Below are 19,325 nucleotides of genomic sequence, written 5' to 3' on the forward strand. Positions count from 1 at the left end.
CCAGTTAAGACTAAATCGTTGGAGCCGCTGTAACTATTTGTTTTACGCATTATCCGACGCAAAACCGGTTCCCACTTTTGCTGGAAATGCTATAAATTCGAAACATCCATTAATCGTAGTGTTGAACTATGGAATTTTCAGCTCTTGCCGGCTGAGCTCGATTATTCTTTCGCTTTCATCTTCAATGCCGTGCTGTTCCCACTGGCATAGCCATCCGCCTTCCGGTTTCCGGTCGATGTTGAAGATGTTGTAGCGTGCAGGCGGCTTATGCCCGCCGAAATTCTGGCTGGCAGATGGCACGCAGATAACCGGAACTTTTCCGTTCAGCCCGTCAATATCATAGCGCGTTGCCAGATGCGTGTGGCCATGAATGACCAGCTCGGCACCATGCTTGCGAATAACTTTCTGAAATCTGCGAATACCGTACAGCCGCTTATGCGTGGGTGTAGCGCCATGTATTGGCGGATGATGGATCATCACAACGCGGAAAAGTCCGCGTGCGCCAGCTTCATCAAGCGCGTTGGCCAGGCGCTTGGCCTGTGCGGATTTAAAGTCACCACTGGCCATGAAGGGAGCCGTCGCGCGTGCAGACGAGACGCCGATTATCGCTACCGGCCCGCGTTCGCGCATATAAGGAAACTGAGGCCGCTTGCCTTCATTGTTGACGCCATCGCCACGCATCCATGGCTCCCATTTGCGGCAGGATTTATCCAGCGCACCGGGAACATAGGCATCGTGATTGCCGGGAACGACAGATACGTTATCTGGATTGCCAAGCTTCAACAGCCAGTCATGGGCGATGTCGATTTCCAGATTGAGGGCAAGGTTCACCAGATCGCCAGTCACTGAGATATGATCAGGCTTTTGTGCCAGCATGTCGGCAATCAGACTGTCAAGCACTGTGCCGTGCATGGCGTTTTTACGATTACGCAGCCAGTTGATGTAACCTGTGATACGTTTCGACGCCAATTCGCGATAGCGAATGCGGGGCAGAGGTGACAGGTGGATGTCGGAAATATGGGCGAGGCGAAACATATAGTCGGTGTACTGTATTATTTTTTAAATCGAAACCGTGTTTAGCGACTTTTTATTGATGTGCCTGTAGCAATGATGCTGCAAAGAAATTTGTTCAGGATCGACGGTATGCGCTTCCGCCATTTTTTATTTCATACCTATTTTCTATTACGCCGCCCGATGACCCTCGGGGTCAGGGCAATTGTACTTGATGAGCAGAAAAATTCAGTTTTTCTGGTGAAGCACACTTACGTACCCGGCTGGCAATTGCCGGGCGGTGGCGTGGATAGTGGCGAGACATTCGGACAGGCTCTTGAAAAGGAACTGCGTGAGGAAGGTAATATTTTCCTCACCGGACGGCCCGAGCTTTTCGCGCTTTACAAAAATGCTCACGCCTCGAAGCGGGATCATGTGGCACTTTATGTCTGTCGGGCGTTTGAGCAGACAGAGCCGAAACAGCGAGACAGGGAAATAGCGGAAGCCGGTTTCTTTCCGCTCGATAACCTGCCTGAAGGAACGACGCCTTCAACCAAGCGCCGCCTGCAGGAAGCGCTTCACGATCTTGATCCGCTACCAAACTGGTAAAAGGAAAGGGCGCTTTCGCGCCCTCATATTCAGATATTAGAAGCGGTAGATGATACCCGTACCGATCAGCCAAGGGTTAAGCTTGGCCTTACCGCTAACCTGTGTGCCTCCAGCCAGAGTCGCATCGAACTTGGGTTCGAGGAACAGCTTCTTCACATCGAAGTTGATACCCCAATGTTCATCGATCATGTAGTCGAAGCCGACCTGAAGCGCGCCGCCAAACGTGTTCTTGACCTTGAGATAGTCAACGCCGGCTGCATCCTGATTGTAGAAGATGGTATAGTTCACGCCCGCACCGACATAAGGCTTGAAAGCGCCGAAATTGGTGAAGTGGTACTGCATGGTGAGCGTTGGAGGCAGCATCCATACCTTGCCGACCTTGCCCAGACCTTCAATCGAACCAGTGCCATTGATATTGGCATAGGTGGTGCCGAGGATGAGTTCAGCGGCCAGATTGTCGGTGAAGTAGTAGGTGATGTCGAGTTCTGGCGTGATCGACTTCGAGTAATCAAGACCAGAACCATCGACGCCGTTCACATAGCCTTTATTCTCGGCAATAACGCCAAGCGCGCGCACGCGGATCTGCCATGGCGACAAAGCCTGTGGCACGGCAACGATCTCGGTCGCTGGCTGCGCAACAATCGCATCAGCAGCAAAAGCTGCAGGTGCTGCGAATGTCAGTGCTGTTGCTGCGAGAAGCCCTTTGGCAAAGCGGTTCATCAGTCTCTCCTAAAAGTCTTGGTCTAACAGTCCTGATCCCGGTAGTCTGGGGTAGTGATGCGCGCACTCTGGACCGCACAGCAAAGCGCCCCATTGATCAGGATCAAAGAGGCGCCCAAGATTTTAGAAAGTAAGGATGTTCTGATGGGACTGTTGCAGGAAAAGCTCAGTTGCTGAGACGGTCCCGGTCATGTGGTGCTGAGAAGTCGATTTCCGGTCCAAGCGGAACAATGCCTGTTGGGTTGATCGTCTTGTGGCTGCAATAATAATGGCCCTTGATGTGTTCCATATTGACGGTCGAAGCAACGCCCGGCACCTGATAAAGCTCTTTCGTGTAATTCCAAAGGTTCGGATAGTCGGCGATGCGCCGCAGGTTGCATTTAAAATGCCCGACATAGACCGGATCAAAGCGCAACAGCGTGGTGAACAGCCGCCAATCGGCTTCTGTCAGGCTGGAGCCTGCCAGATAGCGGCTCTTTGAAAGTTTTTCCTCCAGCGTATCGAGCGCTGCGAAGACCTGTCCGAAGGCTTCTTCATAGGCTTCCTGTGAGGTCGCAAAGCCAGCCCGGTAAACCCCATTATTGATGTTTGGATAGACAAACTCGTTGAGTGCGTCGATCTCGCCGCGCAGGGCCTCCGGATAAAGATCAAGCGACGCATCGCCGAACGCATCGAAAGCCGAATTGAGCATTCTGATAATCTCAGATGACTCATTTGAAACAATCGTCTCGCGCTGCTTGTCCCAGAGAACCGGTACGGTCACGCGACCGGAATAGGTTGGATCGGCGCGGGTATAAATCTCATGCAGGCGTTTAGAGCCGTAGAGAGCGTCACCCGAGCTGCCGGTTGTGCCGTAGAAGGTCCAGCCTTCTTCGACCATGAGATAATCGACAACCGAGACGGAAATTACATCTTCAAGCTTCTTCAATGCACGGAATATCAGCGTGCGGTGTGCCCATGGGCAGGCGTAGGAGACATAGAGGTGATAGCGGCCGTGCTCGGCCTTGAAGCCGCCTTCGCCAGTTGGGCCTGCGCTTCCATCTGCTGTAACCCAGTTTCTGAACTGCGATTTCGAGCGCTCGAAACGGCCTTTGGTGGCTTTCGTGTCATACCAGACATCCTGCCATTTGCCGTCAACCAGAAGTCCCATGTGATTTCTCCTTTTGATAAGGAAAATAGCCGCAAAACTGCCGTTTGACAGCCTATTAAGGCGTGAACAGTGCGTAACGGTGCCAAAAAGCTAAATTTGAACCGCCGTTTTGAAAGATTTTGTTTTACCTGTGATCATTTTGGTGATACGCAGCTTCCAAATTGCGGTTGGATAATTCCGACCAATCAGGAGAGCCGTGTAATGGAAATGCTTTTCATCCTCCGACGATGAAATCTGGACTGCGTAAAATGCGCGGTATGCATTCCATTGACCATCGAACGGTCACCGACATCTCCTATTGCGATCAAAGCCCCATGCAGCAGCTTGAACTGACATACGCGCAGGAAAACCCGGCGCACGACATCGAAATCGAAGCCATCAATGCCGAGGCTTTCGGTCCTGCCCGTTTTACCAAGGCAGCGCATTTCATTCGTGAAGGTGGCCCTCACGATCTGAACCTGTCCTTCGTCGCACTGATGGGGGGCATCGTTGTCGGATCAGTCCGGCAGACGCCTGTTATGGTTGGCAAGAAACCGGCTCTGCTGCTCGGACCGCTCGCTGTAAGGCCGGAATGGAAGAAGCGCGGCATCGGTGGCACCTTGATGCGGATGTCGATCGAGGCGGCTCAGAATGCCGGTCACAAGCTGATCGTTCTGGTAGGTGACGAGCCTTATTATGCGCCTTTTGGCTTCAAGATGGTGCAGCCGGGTTCGATGATTATGCCAGCGCCAGTTGATCCGCGCCGGATGCTCGCCTGTGAGCTTGCGCCAAATGCGCTGAACGGCGCAACCGGCATAGTGCGTCACGCAAGCAGAGTTTAAAAGTTAAAAAGAGGGGAAAGCGTGTTGCATTTATCTTATTGAAGCAACACGCTTTTATCTCATTTTTAACGCGCATCTTATTCCGAAAACCGGTTCCCACTTTTCGGGATGCGCTCTACCGCCCTTCGCGATACCACATGCCGCCGAAGACAAAGAGCAGGGCGGCGAGCGCAAACAATCCAGAGAACAACGGCAGACGGTTGACGCTTTTCAGTTGTGTATCCGTCGTTTCACGCAGGCCGATCCAGTCATTGCCTGCGGCTGTACGATTGGCTGCAACGGCGGTGATTGCTGGCACCTGAACTGAACTATTAGCACTTTCATGAACACGGTGAACTGAGCCACCCGTTGCATCGGCCAGTGGCTTCAGGCGATCAGCTGTCGAAATGCTGTCTGCAAATTCCGGCGCATCGACAGGGCCGACATGCGCAAGTGTTTCCAGATCGCCATTCTTCACACGGAAAATGCCGATTTCATCGGTTTGCAGCGAACCCTCGAACAGGCCAGGTTTTCCCTGTGCGAGATTAACCTGCAATTGCTTGCCGGATGGTGATGTGACGGTGGCAATGCCCGGATTGTCGCCCATCGACTGACGCCGAATTGAAAGGGTGCGGCCGTTGCCGCTTGCAGTCAGTGCTTCTTCTTCCAGTTCCGGTTCCTGCATCAGCCAGTGTGCGATGCGGCGATAAAGCGAGGCGTATGGGCCTCCACCTTCAAAGCCACGCGCCCAAAGCCAGCCCTGATCAGAAAGGAACATGCCAACGCGACCTTTGCCAACGCGATTGAGTACCAGCAGCGGCTTGTTGTCGGCACCGCTCATCACGGTTTCACCTTGCGGCTGACCGATATCGATGGTGCGGAACCAGCGGCTCCAATGCGGCGGCTCCTGTTCGGCTCCATCAAGCCCGCGCGTGACTGGGTGGCGTTTGCCAAGGTTGGTCAGTCGCGGATAGAAAGCCTTCTCGGTGATTGTGCCGGTCGGCATGGCTGGCAGCGCGCTATAAAGCGGCGTGCGGGCAATCGACATATCGCCTGCATACTCCGGACCAGCTGCAATCAACAGTGCGCCGCCATTCTCCACATATTGAGCGATATAATCGTAATAGAGGAGCGGCAGCACATCGCGGTGCTGATAGCGATCAAGAATGATAAGGTCGAACTCGTTGACCTTGTCGACAAAGAGTTCGCGCGTCGGAAAGGCAATCAGTGACAGCTCGTTGATCGGCGTTCCGTCCTGTTTTTCAGGCGGACGCAGAATAGTGAAATGGACGAGATCCACAGCGGCGTCGGATTTCAGAAGATTGCGCCATGTGCGCTCGCCGTTATGGGGCTCGCCGGAAACCAGAAGCACACGCAGGTTTTCGCGAATGCCGTCAATGGTTGCGACTGCGCGGTTATTGGCATCCGTTACTTCGCCCGGAAGTGTAGGCGTTGTTATCTCGACGATATTCACGCCAGCGCGAGGCAGGTTGATGCTGGTCGTTGTTTCCTGTCCAACCTGCGCTTCTTCTTCGCTGACGACTTCGCCATTAACACTGATCTGAACCTGTGCGGGATTTCCGAGGCTTTTGCCTTCGTCCATCACCGTAAAGGACATTTCCAGCGGCTTGCCGCTGATGCCATAGCGCGGCGCCTTGTTGAATTTGATCCGGCGGTCGAATTCGTCGGGCTTTCCGGTGATAAGACCATGCACCGGTGCATCGAAGCCAAGTGCATTCTCATTGGCCGGAATATCATGGACCTGACCATCGGTGATCATGATCGCGCCAGCTACACGCGATGGCGGTACGTCGAGAAGCGTGCGTGCAAGCGGACCAAACAGGCGCGTTGCATAGCCGTCTTCATTGTCATCAGGCTTGCCAGCTTCAACCACGCGCGTTTCAAACTGCGGCATTGCTGACAACTGATCCTGAACGGCTTTCAGTGCGGCATCCGTATCGCTGCTGCGTTCGCCCAGCTCCTGGCTCTGGCTGCGATCAACAACGACAGCTACGACACTCTTTAACGGTTCACGCTCTTCATTGATGATGACCGGATTGAACAGGGCCAGTGCGAGAGCGGCTGCGGCAGCCAGACGGATAAGACCGCCACGCATACGAAGCGCAGTAGTCGCCAAAACGAGAAGCGCCAATGGCACGAGAATACCAGTGAGCCACGGCAGAGAGAGGAACGGTTCGAATTCAACATTCATGCCGATCTCCTTTCCGCATATGTTTTACCGGAAAGCCGGTTTTCACTTTTCCGAAACATGCTTTAATTCCCCAGCCGTTCAAGCAGGGCCGGGACGTGGACCTGATCGGATTTGTAATTGCCGGTGAGCATATACATCACGATATTGACACCGCCACGGATGGCATAGATGCGCTGCATTGGATCGTTCGGAACGGTTGGCAACAGAGGATTGCCCTGTTCATCGACTGCCCATGCGCCCGCAAAATCATTTGCGGTGATCATGATTGGTGTCACACCATCGCCGGTGCGAACGGGGCGATCCTGTGTGGCATTGTTGGGTGTCGTTGCTTCGACCCACAGCGGGCTTCCCTCATATCGACCCGGAAAATCTGGCATGATGAAGAAGGACTTGGTCAGGACATGATCGTCCGGAACAGGTTCCAGAGGTGGCACGTTCATGTTGTCGAGGATCGCCCTTAGCCGCTGATTTGCAGGCGACGCGGATGCATCAAGGCTTGCGCCCGCCTGAAGCTGGTCACGGGTATCGAAAAGAACTGTTCCGCCCTGCTGCATATAGGCATCGACCTTGGCGATGGCCTCAGCGCTTGGCATGGCTGAATTTGGATCAATCGGCCAGTAAATCAACGGATAGAAAGCCAGTTCATCCTTGGCAGGGTCAACGCCAATCGGATCGCCCGGCTCAAGCGCGGTTTTGTCGTTGAGAGCGAAGGTAAGGCCACGCAGACCTGCCTTGCTGATATCGTCGGTCTCGGCATTGCCGGTGATGATATAGGCAAGGTGGGTTTGCGAAACCGAGTTGATGATCGCTTCATCGCCGGGTTTGCTGTCGTCGTGTGTTTGTTGTGGCTCTTGGGCTCGCGCATGATTGACGGTTGCAGGCGCAAAACTGAATGCCAGTCCACCTGCCAGTAGCAGGGCGATGCTTGCAGCCTTGGCCCGTGTCTTCATGCGACGACGGAAGGCACCGCGCAGCCAGAGCATCAACAATGTATCGAGTGCCAAAAGCATAGCTGCGAAGCCAAGAAATGGTCCTGCGAGCGAGATCGACTCATCCGACGTGTAGGATGCTTCGGTGACGCCCGTGGAAAATGCTGGTTGCTCGATTGGCTGCAATTTGATGTTGCTGCCATCAAAAATATTGAGTGCTTTCAAGCCATCCTCATTGCCGTAGAAACCGGGCGGCGTGTTGATGCTGACGCTGGCCTGCTTGTTTTTCTCAACGATCAAAGGCTTGGCCTCCGATGTCGGCGGCACAAGCGCTCCAGAAGCAGAAAGAAGCTGGAACGGCGGCAGCGAAACTGCGTCCTGATTGTCCTGTCCGCCTGCGCGGTTGGACAATGAGACGATGCGGCGAAGCATGTCGACAAATGAGCCGGAAATAGGCAGCGTCGACCATGTTGCGTCAGGCGAAATATGGAACAACACGATATTGCCGCGTCCGCGTTTTTCGCCGGTTACAAGCGGAGTGCCGTCTTGAAGCACGGCATAGGTCTTGTCATTCAGATCAAAAGACGGTTCAGCCAGCACCTGTCGCGAGACATTCACATCGTCGGGAATAGTCAGTCCAGCAAATGGACCTTGCTGCGGAAAGGTACGGAGTTTCTGCGGCTCAGACCATGACAGCGTACCACCCAAAGCGCGTTCGCCTTTGCGCAGTTTAACCGGAAGCAGCGGATCGTTGTCATTTGCACCGGCAAGGCGTGGACCCGCAAAACGCACAAGCGTGCCGCCATCTTCCACCCATTTTGAAAGCTGTTCGATGACTGGCTGGGGCATCGTGCCGATGTCGGCCATGATGAGCAGGGAAGGCTTGCCATCGAGCAATTCCGGTACGGATTGCAGGAGGTCGGCGGAGCGTGGCTCAACCAGATTTGCGTAAGGGGAAAGGGCGCGCGAAATATAATGCAGCGGTGACAGCAGTGGCTGGGCGAGATCGCCATCACCACTTGCAAGAAGCCCAATGGTACGGCGCTCTGATCCCGCATCGATCAGATGGGTTGCGCCTGCCTGTTCAACACCATCAACGCGGATCAGGCGGAAATCATTGCGTAATTCCACCGGCAGATTAAAACGCGCTGAACCCTCGACGCTGCCGAGCGCAAAGGTAAGTGGTGCTTCGGCAATGCGGCGTCCCTTGTCGTCATAAGCTGCGGCAGTCAACGAACGCGGCGCCTGTACCCCTTCCGGACGGACTGCAATCGCATCCAGACTGTCGGCTTTGTTGTCGATGCCGGTAAGGGCAAAGGTGCGACCGAGGCTCGCCCTATACCAGAGGACCGAACCCAGATGGCCGGTCTTGTCGAGCGCGCCGAAGCTTTCGGTGTCGTTCTCGCTGGCAAGGCCGTCATTCAGGAAAGCGAGGCGAATTTTTACGCCTTCAGGCAAGGCTGAAGAGAGGCGTTCAGTGGCGGCTTTGCGGTTCACAGGAAGTGGGCGTGCCTGCAACGCCTGCAAACGTTCGGTTGCTCCAGTACGATCATAAGGTCCGATTGCAGCATTGGCTGGTTCTGCGGTGCCGATAATATAAATCTGCGTGTTGGTTTCATCTGTATCGGAAATGAGTTTTTCCGCAGCAGCCACACGTTGCGACCAGTCTTCAGCCGAGGCCCAGCCGTTATCGATCATGATTGCAAGCGGCTCATCGCCTGCAATCGCGGTGGCACGCGGGTTCCAGACAGGGGATGCCAGAGCCAGAATAACCAGTGCTGCGATCAGCAGGCGTAGCAGCGTCATCCACCAGGGGCTTTTTGACGGCACTTCCTCGCGTTTGAAAACTTGCGCCAGAATACGCAAAGGCGGGAAGCTCTCTTCCTGCGGGCGCGGTGGCGTCATACGCAGCAGCCACCAGATAACCGGCAAAGCGAGAAGGCCTGCGAGGATCAGCGGTGATCCAAAGGCGAGTGGCAGAAAATTCATGCGCGTGCTCCACTAAGAGAGGACGCGCTTAAAGAACTATGCAATCGAGATAGCGCTTCTGTCGCTGGTCGATCTGTACGATGCACCGTATAGCTCCAGCCAAGTCGTTTGCAGAAATCAGACAATGTTTCCCGACGCGCGATGTATAAGCGCCGGTAGTCCTCGGCATAGGTTTCTGCGCGACCGGCAACAAGGGTGCTGCCTGTTTCAGGGTCGCGAAACTCTGTACGTCCCGCATAGGGGAATGTTTCTTCTGCAGGATCTGCCACTTCAACAAGATGCGCGCGGACGCCGCGACGTGCGAGCTGATCGAGTAAATCGGTCAGTTCATCGAACGGATGCAGAAAGTCTGAAACAAGCACCACTTCGGAAAAGCGGCGGATCTGGTTGATGTCCGGCAGAGCGCTTTCAGATGCTTCATTCATCATTGAACCCATCAGGGCTCCAGCAAGGCGTTCGGCACCATTGCGGGCGGAGAAAGGTGGCAGCAGGGCCGGAAAGGCAATGCGTTCGCCTGATCTTGAGAGAAGCTCGGCCATAGCCAGCGTCAGGACCAATGCGCGTGCTTCCTTGGAGATCGGCGTCAGATTGGAGCGATAGAGCATGGATGGCGAGAAATCGCACCACAGCCAGACCGTATGGGCTGATTCCCATTCCCGGTCGCGAACATAGGTATGGTCGTCGCGGGCCGAACGCCGCCAGTCGATGCGTGCAAGTGCATCGCCTTCAACATAAGGGCGGAACTGCCAGAAGTTTTCTCCGGGGCCGCGTTTGCGCCGTCCGTGCCAGCCATTCATGACGGTGTTGACGACGCGCCGGGCCTCTACCAGCAGATCGGGAATGCTTGCAGCTCGCGCCCGAGCACGAGCGAGCGTATCCTTGCGGTCTGTAGCTGAAACCTGTGCGCCAACCGCCATCAGGCTGCTGCCTTCACCAGATTAGCAATGACATCACGGACATGCATACCATCGGCGCGCGCTGCGAAATTGAGCGCCATGCGGTGTTGAAGAACAGGCTCGGCCAGCGCTTTGACATCGTCAACGGATGGAGCAAGGCGGCCTTCGTAAAGTGCGCGCGCACGTGCGCAGAGCATCAGCGCCTGACTGGCACGCGGGCCCGGACCCCATGCAATATGCTTTTTCGCATGTTCATTATCAGCGTCAGGTCGTGCCGAACGAACCAGCTTGAGAATTGCATCCACCACACTTTCAGAAACAGGCATACGGCGCACCAGCGCCTGCATCTGACGCAGACGCTCGGCATCGAGAATTTCATAGGCCTTTGCTTCCGCAACGCCGGTGGTTTCCAGAAGGATACGACGTTCGGCGTCGAGTTCCGGGTAGAGAATATCGATCTGCATGAGGAAGCGGTCGAGCTGGGCTTCCGGCAGCGGATAGGTGCCTTCCTGTTCCAGCGGGTTTTGTGTTGCAAGCACATGGAAGGGGGCAGGCAGATCATAACGCTGACCGGCGACCGTGACGTGGTATTCCTGCATGGCCTGCAAAAGGGCTGACTGCGTGCGCGGCGAAGCACGGTTGATTTCGTCGGCCATCAGAAGCTGTGCGAAGATTGGGCCTTTGAGGTAACGGAAAGAACGGCGACCATCGGCATCTTGCTCCATCACTTCCGAACCGATGATGTCGGATGGCATCAGGTCGGGCGTGAACTGGATGCGCTGGCCCGAAAGGCCAAGCACGGTTCCCAATGTTTCGACCAGCTTGGTTTTTGCAAGGCCGGGTACGCCGACAAGCAGAGCATGACCGCCAGCCAGAACCGCTACGAGCGTGCGCTCAATAACGCTTTCCTGTCCGAAGATAACGGTGCCGATGCTTTCCTTGATCCGCGCAATATCTGCAAGTGCACGTTCAGCTTCGGCGACGATCTGATCGGGGTTGACGGCTTCGGGCGTAACAACAACACTCATAAGAACCTCGCAAAAATATCCGCACCTGCATGTGATCGGTTAAATCACTATATATACTGACAAGCCGTGAAACGGTGACTATTTCATGGCTTTAGAGCATTTCCTGTTTTGATTGAGTCATTGGAAATGCTCTATCAATTTGTTTTTACGCGCATCTTGCTCCGAAAACCGCTTCGCACTTTTCGGGATGCGCTCTACGAGTTAAATTCACATTCAGACAGGGATAACCGAGTCGGATGACAAAAAGCACCCCTGAAGGCAATGAAACGCCGCAAAGCGCAAAGCCGGGCACTGAAGGAATGGGCGGACTGGAGGCCCTGATTGCACGCGCTCATGCGGACGCGCAAAGCGGACCGGCTACGAAAGAACGTGGAATTCCGCCGGTAGAGCGCTGGAATCCGGAGTTTTGTGGCGCGCTTGATATCGACATCAAGGCCGATGGAACATGGTTTTACATGGGCACGCCTATCGGGCGTAAACAGCTGGTGCGCTTGTTTTCAACCGTGTTGCGCAAGGATGAAGACGGTAAAACCTATCTCGTAACGCCGGTGGAGAAGATTGAAATCAGTGTCGAAGACGCGCATTTCATAGCCGTTGAAATGCAGGTTTCAGGTGAAGGTGACGATCGGAAATTGACCTTCCGCACCAATGTTGGCGATGTGGTTGACGCCGACGCCGAGCATCCATTGCGCTTTGTCGTTGAGGATGAAAGCGGTGGGTTGAAGCCCTATATCAACGTGCGTGGACGGCTTGAGGCGCTGGTTGGGCGTTCAGTTATGTATGATCTTGTGGCATTGGGCGAAGAAATCGAAGTGAATGGCGTTGTGATGTTTGCAATACGCTCTGGCGGCACAGTTTTCCCTATCATGCCAGCGGAAGCTCTTGAGGCTTCGCTGAAATGATGGACCGTGCATTGCATCTAAACACCCGATTTTCGGCCGGTGATTTTGCTGAGCGTGTTCGCCACTGGCAGCCTGATCAAGATGATCTGACCGGCGATCATTCGCTTAATCCGGATTTCACACAAGCCATGGTGACGGCGAAGATGCGCGATGCCGCCGTGCTCGTGCCGGTGGTTGATCGCGGTTCGGAAGCAACCCTTTTGCTGACGCGTCGCACGGACACTTTGCGTAAACATTCGGGTCAGATCGCTTTCCCGGGCGGTGCGATCGACCCGGAGGATGGGACGGCGGAAAATGCCGCTTTGCGCGAAGCCAATGAAGAGATTGGCCTTGTGTCGGAACGCGCCGAAATTCTCGGCAGTCTGCCGCGTTATCTCACCGGCAGCGGCTTTTCGATTACGCCGGTTCTGGCGGTCGTCAACACACCTTTCGATGTTCATCCGAACCCTGATGAGGTTGCGGATATTTTTGAAGTGCCGTTGTCCTTCCTAATGAACCCGGACAATCACCGGCGCGAAAGCAGGCTGTTCAATGGCACGGAACGCTTTTATTACGCGATGCCTTATCACGAGCGATTCATCTGGGGCGTGACCGCAGGCATTATTCGCGGACTTTATGAAAGGCTCTACCGTTGAGCGATACAGTGAATATTTCAGATCGGGCCAACTGGCTTCGCTCCAAGCCGTTGCAGGTGCTGTTTGCAGCGCTCAACCGCGATGGTGGCGAGGTGCGCGTGGTGGGCGGTGCAGTTCGCAATACCCTGCTTGGCACGAAAGTCAGCGATGTCGATCTGGCGACCACGCATTTGCCGGAAGAAACGGTTCGGCTTGCCAAGGAAGCTGGCTTCAAGCCGGTGCCGACCGGGATTGAGCATGGCACGATAACCGTTGTGGTGCAGGGGCAGCCTTTTGAAGTCACGACTTTGCGTAAGGATATTGAGACCAACGGTCGCCACGCCAAAGTTGCGTTTGGCACCGACTGGAAGACGGATGCTGAGCGGCGTGATTTCACAATCAATGCGCTTTATGCGACTTCTGACGGCCATGTGATCGATTATGTCGGCGGTCTCGCTGATATTGAAACTAAGACGCTGCGTTTTATTGGCGATGCTGAAGAACGTATCCGAGAGGATTATCTGCGCATTCTGCGCTTTTTCCGCTTTTTTGCCTGGTATGGCTCGGGTCGGCCCGAGACCGACGGATTGCGGGCGAGCGCTCGTTTGAAAGACGGGTTGAACCAGCTTTCAGCGGAGCGCGTCTGGTCGGAGCTCAAGAAGCTGCTATCCGCGCCTGACCCTTCTCGTGCGATGCTCTGGATGCGGCAATCGGGTGTGTTGAGCGCCATTCTGCCTGAAAGCGAGAAATGGGGCATTGATGCCATTCACGGCCTCGTTCGTGCAGAAGCTGATCTCGACTGGCAGGTAGATGCGCTTTTGCGTCTTGAAAGCATTGTGCCACCCGATGCTGCCCGTATGACAGAACTTGGCAAACGGCTGAAAATGTCGAACGCAGAGCGCGCTCGTCTTGAAGCATGGGCGCGGGCCGATGCCATCAAGTTGGAAACGTCTGAACAGGCATTGAAGAAGCTGATCTATCGCGGCAGTTCGCAGGCAGTCGCGGACCGTATCCGTCTTGCCTATGCGTCTGCGCGACAGGAAGCGGCTGCCAGTGATGAAGCGATGATCCGCGCTGGCGGATATTCACGTCTTCTGGATGCGGTTGAGAAATATGAACCGCTGGTCTTTCCAGTGACCGGCGGAGACCTGCTGTCGCTTGGTGTCGAGAAGGGGCCGGGGCTTGGTGAAGCATTGCGTGATCTCGAAACTCTATGGATTGACTCCGGATTTAGTCTTGACCGCGAAGCGCTTCTGGACAAACTTGATCGCAATAAAATGAACGGCTGATGGCTTGCAAAATTCAGCCATAGTTTCATTAACTTATGATCGAATGTTTTTAGTTTTGTTTTGAAAGCGTCTTGGCATGTCCAATCCTGATACATCAACTTCGCAGAATGCCAGCTCAGATCCCAAGCAGAATTTTGGCACCAGCGGTATCGCGCCGATGGAGCGTCCGGGTGCTGTAACGCGCTTCTTTATGGGGATTGTTGCCTGGGCAGAGAGCCTTAATCTGAAATATGCGAAGCTCGGCAATCCGCCTGTTTATGACAATGCCACGTTCCCATGGGCAGCAGAGGTTGAGAAGGCCTATCCGGCTATTCGCAAGGAACTTGAAAAGGTTCTGCTGCGTCAGAGTGAGCTTCCTTCGTTTCAGGATATTTCGTCCGACGTGAAGACGATCTCGACAGATAATCATTGGAAGACATTCTTCCTGCTGGGCTTTGGTGTGAAGTCGGAGCAGAACATTAAAGCCTGTCCCAACACATGGAATGCGGTGCAGCATATTCCGGGTCTGACGACTGCCATGTTCTCGATCTTCGAGCCGGGCAAGCATCTGCCACCGCATCGCGGTCCTTATAATGGCGTGCTGCGTCTGCATATGGGCATGATCGTGCCGGAACCGGCCGATAAGCTTGCGATCCGCGTGGATAAGCAGGTTTGCCATTGGCAGGAAGGCAAGGTTCTGATTTTCGACGATGCTTATGAGCATGAAGCATGGAACCACACCGAGCATACGCGCGTAGTGCTGTTCGTTGATTTTGTGAAGCCGCTGAGATTCCCTGCCCGTTTTGTGAACTGGGCACTGATGAATCTCGCGATCTTCACGCCCTTCATTAAGGAAGGGCTGGATAACCACAATGAGTGGGAAAAGAAGTTCTATGCGCAAGCTGAACAGCTTCGCAACCAGCCAAAAGCCTGAGGATTTGACTTCAAGCCTCGCCGCTTTTAAATAATCTTCTGGAGGGCTTTTCAGCCCTCCAGTTGTTTGTGCCCCAAATGAGTGGGCCGCATACTTTTCGAGTGTGCTCCAGAAGGAATTGTTGATGCCGGAGATTGTAGGAAGCCTCTGATCGTTCCGAACGATTGCTGCGCCTTGAGTAGAGCGCAGATGTTCAGGGACGGAAATGGCATTGGCCGTGGACAGGTATTGGCTGTCCGCGTGCGCTGATGCTTGTCATGGTTTCCATCCAGGCATAACAACAATGAATATCTCACGTATTGAACAGCGCGTGCTTCACGTGCTGGCGCAGGGCGGCTACATTCGCCATCTGCGCGAAGACGGACGCATCTGCGAAATCGAATGCTATACGCGTGAAGGCTATCTGCTTTCCGATTGCACGATGGTTGTTTTCCAGCAATTGCGACGAAAACGGCTGATCGAATCGCGTGCGGGAAGTGCGTATCGCATCTCGCTCAAAGGACGCACCAACGTCCGAGCACAAGCCAACAATCGATGAGGAGTGCATGATGCATATCCGCAAGGAACAACTGAAGGATATTTCCTCAATCCGGCATTTGACGAATGACGCCTTTCGTACGGTGCCCTATAGCAACCAGAAAGAGGCGGCAATTGTCGACGCTCTTCGTTCGGCATCGGCCCTGACCTTATCGCTGGTTGCCGAAGAGGGAGAGGCTCTTGTCGGGCATGTGGCATTCTCGCCGGTTCTCATCAATGGTGTTGATTGTGGCTGGTACGGGCTTGGCCCCGTCTCAGTGCGGCCGGACAGGCAGGGTGAGGGCATTGGCAGTGCGCTCATCCGGCAAGGTCTAACGTGCTTGCATGAAGTGGGCGCCAAAGGTTGCGTGCTGCTCGGTGACCCCGGCTATTATCAGCGGTTTGGTTTTAAAGCCGATGAAAGGCTAACACTTGACGGTGTTCCGGCTGAGTATTTCCAATGCCTTGTGATTGAGGGTGAAATGCCGAAAGGCAAAGTGACCTATCACTCAGCATTTGATGCATAAAGAAAGGGCGGGAAATTCCCGCCCTTTTGTTTGATTCATACTATCTGTTACGGCCACTTCACTACGGGTGGCATCGACGACAGAATGGAATTCACATTGCCGCCGGTCTTGAGACCAAAGATCGTACCGCGATCATAAAGCAGGTTGAATTCGACATAGCGTCCGCGACGGATCAGCTGTTCCTCGCGCTGTTCTGGTGTCCAGTCCTTGTTGAAATTCTGGCGTACAAGATGCGGATAGACCACCGAGAAACCACGACCGACATCGCGGGTAAAAGCGAAATCCTTATCCCAGCCGCCCTGTTCTTCGGTTGAATGCAGCCAGTCATAGAAGATGCCGCCGATGCCGCGGGCTTCATTGCGGTGTGGCAGGTAGAAATATTCGTCGCACCATTCTTTCAGACGCTGATAATCGACAATGTCCTTATGCTTTTCACAGATGAAGCGGAACGCCTTGTGAAAGGCGAGGGTGTCCGGATCTTCCTGTGTGCGGCGGTCATCGAGAACGGGCGTAAGGTCGGCACCACCACCGAACCATTGGCGTGTGGTCACGACCATGCGGGTGTTCATATGGACGGCTGGCACATTCGGGTTCTGCGGATGCGCGATCAGTGAAATGCCGCTTGCCCAATAGCGTGGATCTTCTTCGGCGCCCGGTATCTGCTTGCGGAACTCAGGAGAAAATTCACCATAGACGGTCGAGACATGCACGCCGACTTTTTCAAAGACACGGCCATGCATGATGGACATGACACCGCCACCACCGTTGCCTTCATCCTTCTGCCATGGGGTGCGAACAAAGCGTCCTGGCTCCTGATCGGAAAGCTGGCCCTGCAAATCGTCTTCGAGCTGTTCAAAGCTCGCGCAGATACGGTCGCGCAGTTCTTCAAACCAGTTCTGGGCGGCTTGCTTTTTCTCTTCGATATCTTGCGGGATGATTGCCGGAATTTCGTCGCGCTGCATTTTGGATATCCTCTCACGCAATGTACCGAGCGACCGAAAGGCCGCAAAAATTCAAACGTCTATCTTCTTGACTTAGCAAAGTCCTGCAGTCTGGCAAAGCGCGAAGAGTGCGCGGCTTGCGGGTGCGAATTCCTCTCCCCAAGAAAAGACTCGTCATGAAGTCGTTGCTTCCCTATCTTAAGCTTCCAAGGGATTGGAAGTTTCGAGTTTTCCCTTGTTTCGGGAGGCAATTGCATGACCGCATCTTCGCCCCGCCCACCACTTGAAGGCTTGCGCAAGCAGCTAGAAAAAGGTCGTGCCAAGAAGAGCCGTATGCCACGCGACGGGTTTGTCCGCGAGACATTCACCCTACCGCGACAGGCCGCACGCGATAAAGCGCGGGAATGGTTTGAGGCTTTCCCCAAAGCTGCCTATTGGACTGAAATCGAAAGCTGGTGTGAACGGCCTGATGATGTCATCGAATTTACGATGCGTCGCCTGCCGACATCGGATTAGAGATCTGAGTCAACGAGACGCTTTAAGCCATTGAAACCAGATTCAAATCAGGCATTTGCGAAAACGCCCTCCGGTTTTGCCGAAGGGCGTTTTCATTTCTGAGTCGTTATAGCATTACAGCTTTACTTCGCTTCCGTCTGAGGGGCCTGCTCCCACGACTTCCAATCCTTGATGATGCTGTCAGCATATGCCTTGCCAACGCGATAGGCATTGGTCGTTGCCAGCGGGAAACCGCCCGACTTCGCAGCAAGGGATTCTGCCGCCGTCTGGTCTTTGCCCTGACGGTCGAAGTTGGAAGACGTACGCAGCAGCGCAATACGGTCATAATCGAGCTTGCCTGCGTCGGCTGCGCGCTTGAGCGAGGTCAGCGTTGCATTGTCTTCCATCTGTGACGTGCAGTAGTTCGCTTTGCCATCGGTCAGGAGCTTTGCCCACTGTTCCATGGCTTCGCCGAGCTTGCTGCCGTGCCAGTATGTGTCGCCCGATGCGGTATCGCAGATTGTGACCTGAGGCGCGCTGGTTGCTGCTTCTTCCGTGTAATGCTTGCGATATTCCTTGGCATCGTCGCTGTCGAGAAGTTCAACGCCCTTGGTCGTTGCGAGTGCGTAATCGGCAAGCTTGCCATTGAGTTCGAAGACTTCCGTGCCTGCAGCCCATTTTGGCTTTTCACCCGGCTTTGCTGCGCCGAGACCGAAGAAATCAGTCGCCCAGCCTTCAGGTGCTTCGCGGATATCAATGCGATGGTTGAGGTTGGCATCGATTGCGTATTTTGCCCAATGCGCAGAACCGAGTGTGCCATGTTTAGGATCAACGCCTGCGATACCGGCGATGAGGAAATAGGTGTGGCTCAGATCAAGCTTGTCGCTCAGCGCCATTGCCGAGACCGCACTGGCTGCATTGGCAAAACCCATGGCCGTGGTCATGTGGCAGAGGCCTTCAGCCGTACAATCGATCTCAGGATATTCAGGGCTCAAGCCCGCAAGCTTCAGCTTCTGCGTGAACTTTTCACCTTCCAACCAAGGCTTTGCTTCCTCACCGAACATGGTGATGACCATGACCTTTGGCGAAATGGTTTCAGCAGTCTGTGCAAATGCAGGAGCGGCAACTGCGGTTGCCAGAAGAGAGGCCGTAAGAACAGAAGTGCGGAACGATGGCTTCATCGGAGAAGAACCTTTTCTGACTGAATATTAAATCTGCTTCGGGAACTGATTCCGTTTGTCCGTCTATGCGGTTGAAACGGAATCGCTTTTTAAATTTTGCTGGCGCAGAGCTTCGCCTGCCGTGATCGCAACAGAAACCGCAAGATTGAGGGATCTGGCACCCGGCACCATAGGGATAATCAGTCGCGCATCCGCGATGTCCTGAATGCTGTCAGGGACGCCTGCGGACTCCCGCCCGAACAACAGGATGTCATTTTCCTGAAACGCGTATTCCGTATAGGGGATCGCGGCCTTGGTCGACAGCAACACGAGGCGCTTGCCTGCCCGGTTGCGCCAATCGTTGAAATGCTGCCAGTCCGCATGGCGGGTGAGGGCGGCCTGTTCGAGATAATCCATGCCTGCGCGTTTCAATGATCTGTCGGAAACGTCGAAGCCTGCAGGCTCGATCAGGTCCACCGCGAAGCCGAGGCAGGCGGCCATGCGCAGAATGGTTCCCGTGTTGCCGGGAATGTCGGGCTGGTAAAGGGCGATACGCAGATCCATATAAGGCGGGTAGCTCACAAATCCGATGGCTGCAAGTGTTCAGATTGGTTGTGTCGCACACGTCAACACATCAATTCGCGG

The 19,325-nt window shown here is 54.5% G+C and carries 19 protein-coding genes; 9 read left to right on the top strand and 10 right to left on the bottom strand.

What is annotated here, in order from left to right; translation table 11 throughout:
- Positions 1 to 126 precede the first annotated feature (126 nt).
- On the bottom strand, positions 127 to 1,035 hold the full coding sequence (locus QSJ70_RS00525) for a metallophosphoesterase family protein (protein ID WP_215775581.1): 909 nt from the start codon (positions 1,033 to 1,035) through the stop codon (positions 127 to 129).
- Between the two features lie 108 nt (positions 1,036 to 1,143).
- Here QSJ70_RS00525 and QSJ70_RS00530 point away from each other — a divergent pair, with 108 nt between their 5' ends.
- On the top strand, positions 1,144 to 1,599 hold the full coding sequence (locus QSJ70_RS00530) for an NUDIX domain-containing protein (protein WP_007876061.1): 456 nt from the start codon (positions 1,144 to 1,146) through the stop codon (positions 1,597 to 1,599).
- Between the two features lie 36 nt (positions 1,600 to 1,635).
- Here the strand turns inward: QSJ70_RS00530 and QSJ70_RS00535 are convergent, their stop codons facing one another.
- Together QSJ70_RS00535 and QSJ70_RS00540 are read right to left on the bottom strand one after the other, a co-directional pair.
- On the bottom strand, positions 1,636 to 2,319 hold the full coding sequence (locus QSJ70_RS00535) for an OmpW/AlkL family protein (protein ID WP_215775580.1): 684 nt from the start codon (positions 2,317 to 2,319) through the stop codon (positions 1,636 to 1,638).
- A gap of 166 nt (positions 2,320 to 2,485) precedes the next feature.
- A complete protein-coding gene (locus QSJ70_RS00540) occupies positions 2,486 to 3,469 on the bottom strand; it encodes a glutathione S-transferase family protein (RefSeq protein ID WP_285534451.1) in 984 nt (327 codons plus the stop codon).
- Between the two features lie 314 nt (positions 3,470 to 3,783).
- Here QSJ70_RS00540 and QSJ70_RS00545 point away from each other — a divergent pair, with 314 nt between their 5' ends.
- On the top strand, positions 3,784 to 4,290 hold the full coding sequence (locus QSJ70_RS00545) for a GNAT family N-acetyltransferase (protein WP_285534717.1): 507 nt from the start codon (positions 3,784 to 3,786) through the stop codon (positions 4,288 to 4,290).
- A 115-nt stretch (positions 4,291 to 4,405) separates the two neighbouring features.
- Here QSJ70_RS00545 and QSJ70_RS00550 read toward each other — a convergent pair whose 3' ends face one another.
- The 4 genes from QSJ70_RS00550 to QSJ70_RS00565 form a co-directional block, all read right to left on the bottom strand.
- Positions 4,406 to 6,481, bottom strand: a complete 2,076-nt coding sequence (locus tag QSJ70_RS00550; protein WP_285534452.1) for a hypothetical protein — start codon at positions 6,479 to 6,481, stop codon at positions 4,406 to 4,408.
- Positions 6,482 to 6,543: 62 nt separating this feature from the next.
- Positions 6,544 to 9,399, bottom strand: a complete 2,856-nt coding sequence (locus QSJ70_RS00555) for a DUF4159 domain-containing protein (protein ID WP_215775577.1) — start codon at positions 9,397 to 9,399, stop codon at positions 6,544 to 6,546.
- Complete coding sequence (locus QSJ70_RS00560) at positions 9,396 to 10,316, bottom strand: DUF58 domain-containing protein (RefSeq protein ID WP_007876049.1); 921 nt, start codon at positions 10,314 to 10,316, stop codon at positions 9,396 to 9,398. Before QSJ70_RS00560 ends, QSJ70_RS00555 begins: the two co-directional genes overlap by 4 nt.
- A complete protein-coding gene (locus QSJ70_RS00565; RefSeq protein ID WP_007876047.1) occupies positions 10,316 to 11,323 on the bottom strand; it encodes an AAA family ATPase in 1,008 nt (335 codons plus the stop codon). Before QSJ70_RS00565 ends, QSJ70_RS00560 begins: the two co-directional genes overlap by 1 nt.
- Before the next feature lie 236 nt (positions 11,324 to 11,559).
- Between QSJ70_RS00565 and QSJ70_RS00570 the strand changes: the two genes are divergently transcribed.
- The 6 genes from QSJ70_RS00570 to QSJ70_RS00595 all read left to right on the top strand — a co-directional run bounded on the left by QSJ70_RS00570 (position 11,560) and on the right by QSJ70_RS00595 (position 16,084).
- Positions 11,560 to 12,225 carry a DUF1285 domain-containing protein gene (locus tag QSJ70_RS00570; protein ID WP_215775576.1) on the top strand — a complete coding sequence of 222 codons (666 nt, stop codon included), beginning with the start codon at positions 11,560 to 11,562 and terminating at the stop codon, positions 12,223 to 12,225.
- Entirely contained in the window at positions 12,225 to 12,860 is a 636-nt protein-coding gene (locus tag QSJ70_RS00575) for a CoA pyrophosphatase (RefSeq protein ID WP_039860001.1), read from the top strand. The genes QSJ70_RS00570 and QSJ70_RS00575 overlap by 1 nt, the downstream gene beginning before the upstream one ends.
- Entirely contained in the window at positions 12,857 to 14,128 is a 1,272-nt protein-coding gene (locus QSJ70_RS00580) for a CCA tRNA nucleotidyltransferase (RefSeq protein ID WP_215775575.1), read from the top strand. The genes QSJ70_RS00575 and QSJ70_RS00580 overlap by 4 nt, the downstream gene beginning before the upstream one ends.
- Before the next feature lie 76 nt (positions 14,129 to 14,204).
- Entirely contained in the window at positions 14,205 to 15,041 is an 837-nt protein-coding gene (olsC, locus tag QSJ70_RS00585) for an ornithine lipid ester-linked acyl 2-hydroxylase OlsC (protein ID WP_215775574.1), read from the top strand.
- A 283-nt stretch (positions 15,042 to 15,324) separates the two neighbouring features.
- A complete protein-coding gene (locus QSJ70_RS00590; protein ID WP_007876042.1) occupies positions 15,325 to 15,579 on the top strand; it encodes a YjhX family toxin in 255 nt (84 codons plus the stop codon).
- Positions 15,580 to 15,589: 10 nt separating this feature from the next.
- Complete coding sequence (locus tag QSJ70_RS00595; protein WP_079212594.1) at positions 15,590 to 16,084, top strand: GNAT family N-acetyltransferase; 495 nt, start codon at positions 15,590 to 15,592, stop codon at positions 16,082 to 16,084.
- A 47-nt stretch (positions 16,085 to 16,131) separates the two neighbouring features.
- Here QSJ70_RS00595 and hemF read toward each other — a convergent pair whose 3' ends face one another.
- Positions 16,132 to 17,046, bottom strand: coding sequence for an oxygen-dependent coproporphyrinogen oxidase (gene hemF, locus QSJ70_RS00600; protein ID WP_112805601.1), 915 nt, complete (start codon positions 17,044 to 17,046; stop codon positions 16,132 to 16,134).
- Positions 17,047 to 17,280: 234 nt separating this feature from the next.
- On the opposite strand from hemF, the gene QSJ70_RS00605 reads away from it, so the two are divergent.
- On the top strand, positions 17,281 to 17,541 hold the full coding sequence (locus QSJ70_RS00605; protein ID WP_007876038.1) for a hypothetical protein: 261 nt from the start codon (positions 17,281 to 17,283) through the stop codon (positions 17,539 to 17,541).
- A 122-nt stretch (positions 17,542 to 17,663) separates the two neighbouring features.
- Here the strand turns inward: QSJ70_RS00605 and QSJ70_RS00610 are convergent, their stop codons facing one another.
- Positions 17,664 to 18,701, bottom strand: a complete 1,038-nt coding sequence (locus QSJ70_RS00610) for a purine-nucleoside phosphorylase (protein ID WP_285534456.1) — start codon at positions 18,699 to 18,701, stop codon at positions 17,664 to 17,666.
- A gap of 63 nt (positions 18,702 to 18,764) precedes the next feature.
- Positions 18,765 to 19,244, bottom strand: a complete 480-nt coding sequence (locus QSJ70_RS00615) for a tRNA (cytidine(34)-2'-O)-methyltransferase (RefSeq protein WP_112805603.1) — start codon at positions 19,242 to 19,244, stop codon at positions 18,765 to 18,767.
- Positions 19,245 to 19,325: the final 81 nt, after the last annotated feature.

The organism is Brucella sp. NBRC 12950, assembly GCF_030268145.1.
GTDB lineage: Bacteria > Pseudomonadota > Alphaproteobacteria > Rhizobiales > Rhizobiaceae > Brucella.

What these genes read in the sequence shown, in the direction of transcription:
- olsC (WP_215775574.1), top strand. Translation starts at nt 14,205, where the DNA reads ATGTCCAATCCTGATACATCAACTTCGCAGAATGCCAGCTCAGATCCC.
- QSJ70_RS00575 (WP_039860001.1), top strand. Translation starts at nt 12,225, where the DNA reads ATGGACCGTGCATTGCATCTAAACACCCGATTTTCGGCCGGTGATTTT.
- QSJ70_RS00545 (WP_285534717.1), top strand. Translation starts at nt 3,784, where the DNA reads ATGCAGCAGCTTGAACTGACATACGCGCAGGAAAACCCGGCGCACGAC.
- QSJ70_RS00595 (WP_079212594.1), top strand. Translation starts at nt 15,590, where the DNA reads ATGCATATCCGCAAGGAACAACTGAAGGATATTTCCTCAATCCGGCAT.
- QSJ70_RS00540 (WP_285534451.1), bottom strand. Translation starts at nt 3,469, where the DNA reads ATGGGACTTCTGGTTGACGGCAAATGGCAGGATGTCTGGTATGACACG.
- QSJ70_RS00605 (WP_007876038.1), top strand. Translation starts at nt 17,281, where the DNA reads ATGACCGCATCTTCGCCCCGCCCACCACTTGAAGGCTTGCGCAAGCAG.
- QSJ70_RS00560 (WP_007876049.1), bottom strand. Translation starts at nt 10,316, where the DNA reads ATGGCGGTTGGCGCACAGGTTTCAGCTACAGACCGCAAGGATACGCTC.
- QSJ70_RS00610 (WP_285534456.1), bottom strand. Translation starts at nt 18,701, where the DNA reads ATGAAGCCATCGTTCCGCACTTCTGTTCTTACGGCCTCTCTTCTGGCA.
- QSJ70_RS00530 (WP_007876061.1), top strand. Translation starts at nt 1,144, where the DNA reads ATGCGCTTCCGCCATTTTTTATTTCATACCTATTTTCTATTACGCCGC.
- QSJ70_RS00550 (WP_285534452.1), bottom strand. Translation starts at nt 6,481, where the DNA reads ATGAATGTTGAATTCGAACCGTTCCTCTCTCTGCCGTGGCTCACTGGT.
- QSJ70_RS00565 (WP_007876047.1), bottom strand. Translation starts at nt 11,323, where the DNA reads ATGAGTGTTGTTGTTACGCCCGAAGCCGTCAACCCCGATCAGATCGTC.
- QSJ70_RS00570 (WP_215775576.1), top strand. Translation starts at nt 11,560, where the DNA reads ATGACAAAAAGCACCCCTGAAGGCAATGAAACGCCGCAAAGCGCAAAG.
- QSJ70_RS00615 (WP_112805603.1), bottom strand. Translation starts at nt 19,244, where the DNA reads ATGGATCTGCGTATCGCCCTTTACCAGCCCGACATTCCCGGCAACACG.
- QSJ70_RS00535 (WP_215775580.1), bottom strand. Translation starts at nt 2,319, where the DNA reads ATGAACCGCTTTGCCAAAGGGCTTCTCGCAGCAACAGCACTGACATTC.
- hemF (WP_112805601.1), bottom strand. Translation starts at nt 17,046, where the DNA reads ATGCAGCGCGACGAAATTCCGGCAATCATCCCGCAAGATATCGAAGAG.
- QSJ70_RS00525 (WP_215775581.1), bottom strand. Translation starts at nt 1,035, where the DNA reads ATGTTTCGCCTCGCCCATATTTCCGACATCCACCTGTCACCTCTGCCC.
- QSJ70_RS00590 (WP_007876042.1), top strand. Translation starts at nt 15,325, where the DNA reads ATGAATATCTCACGTATTGAACAGCGCGTGCTTCACGTGCTGGCGCAG.
- QSJ70_RS00555 (WP_215775577.1), bottom strand. Translation starts at nt 9,399, where the DNA reads ATGAATTTTCTGCCACTCGCCTTTGGATCACCGCTGATCCTCGCAGGC.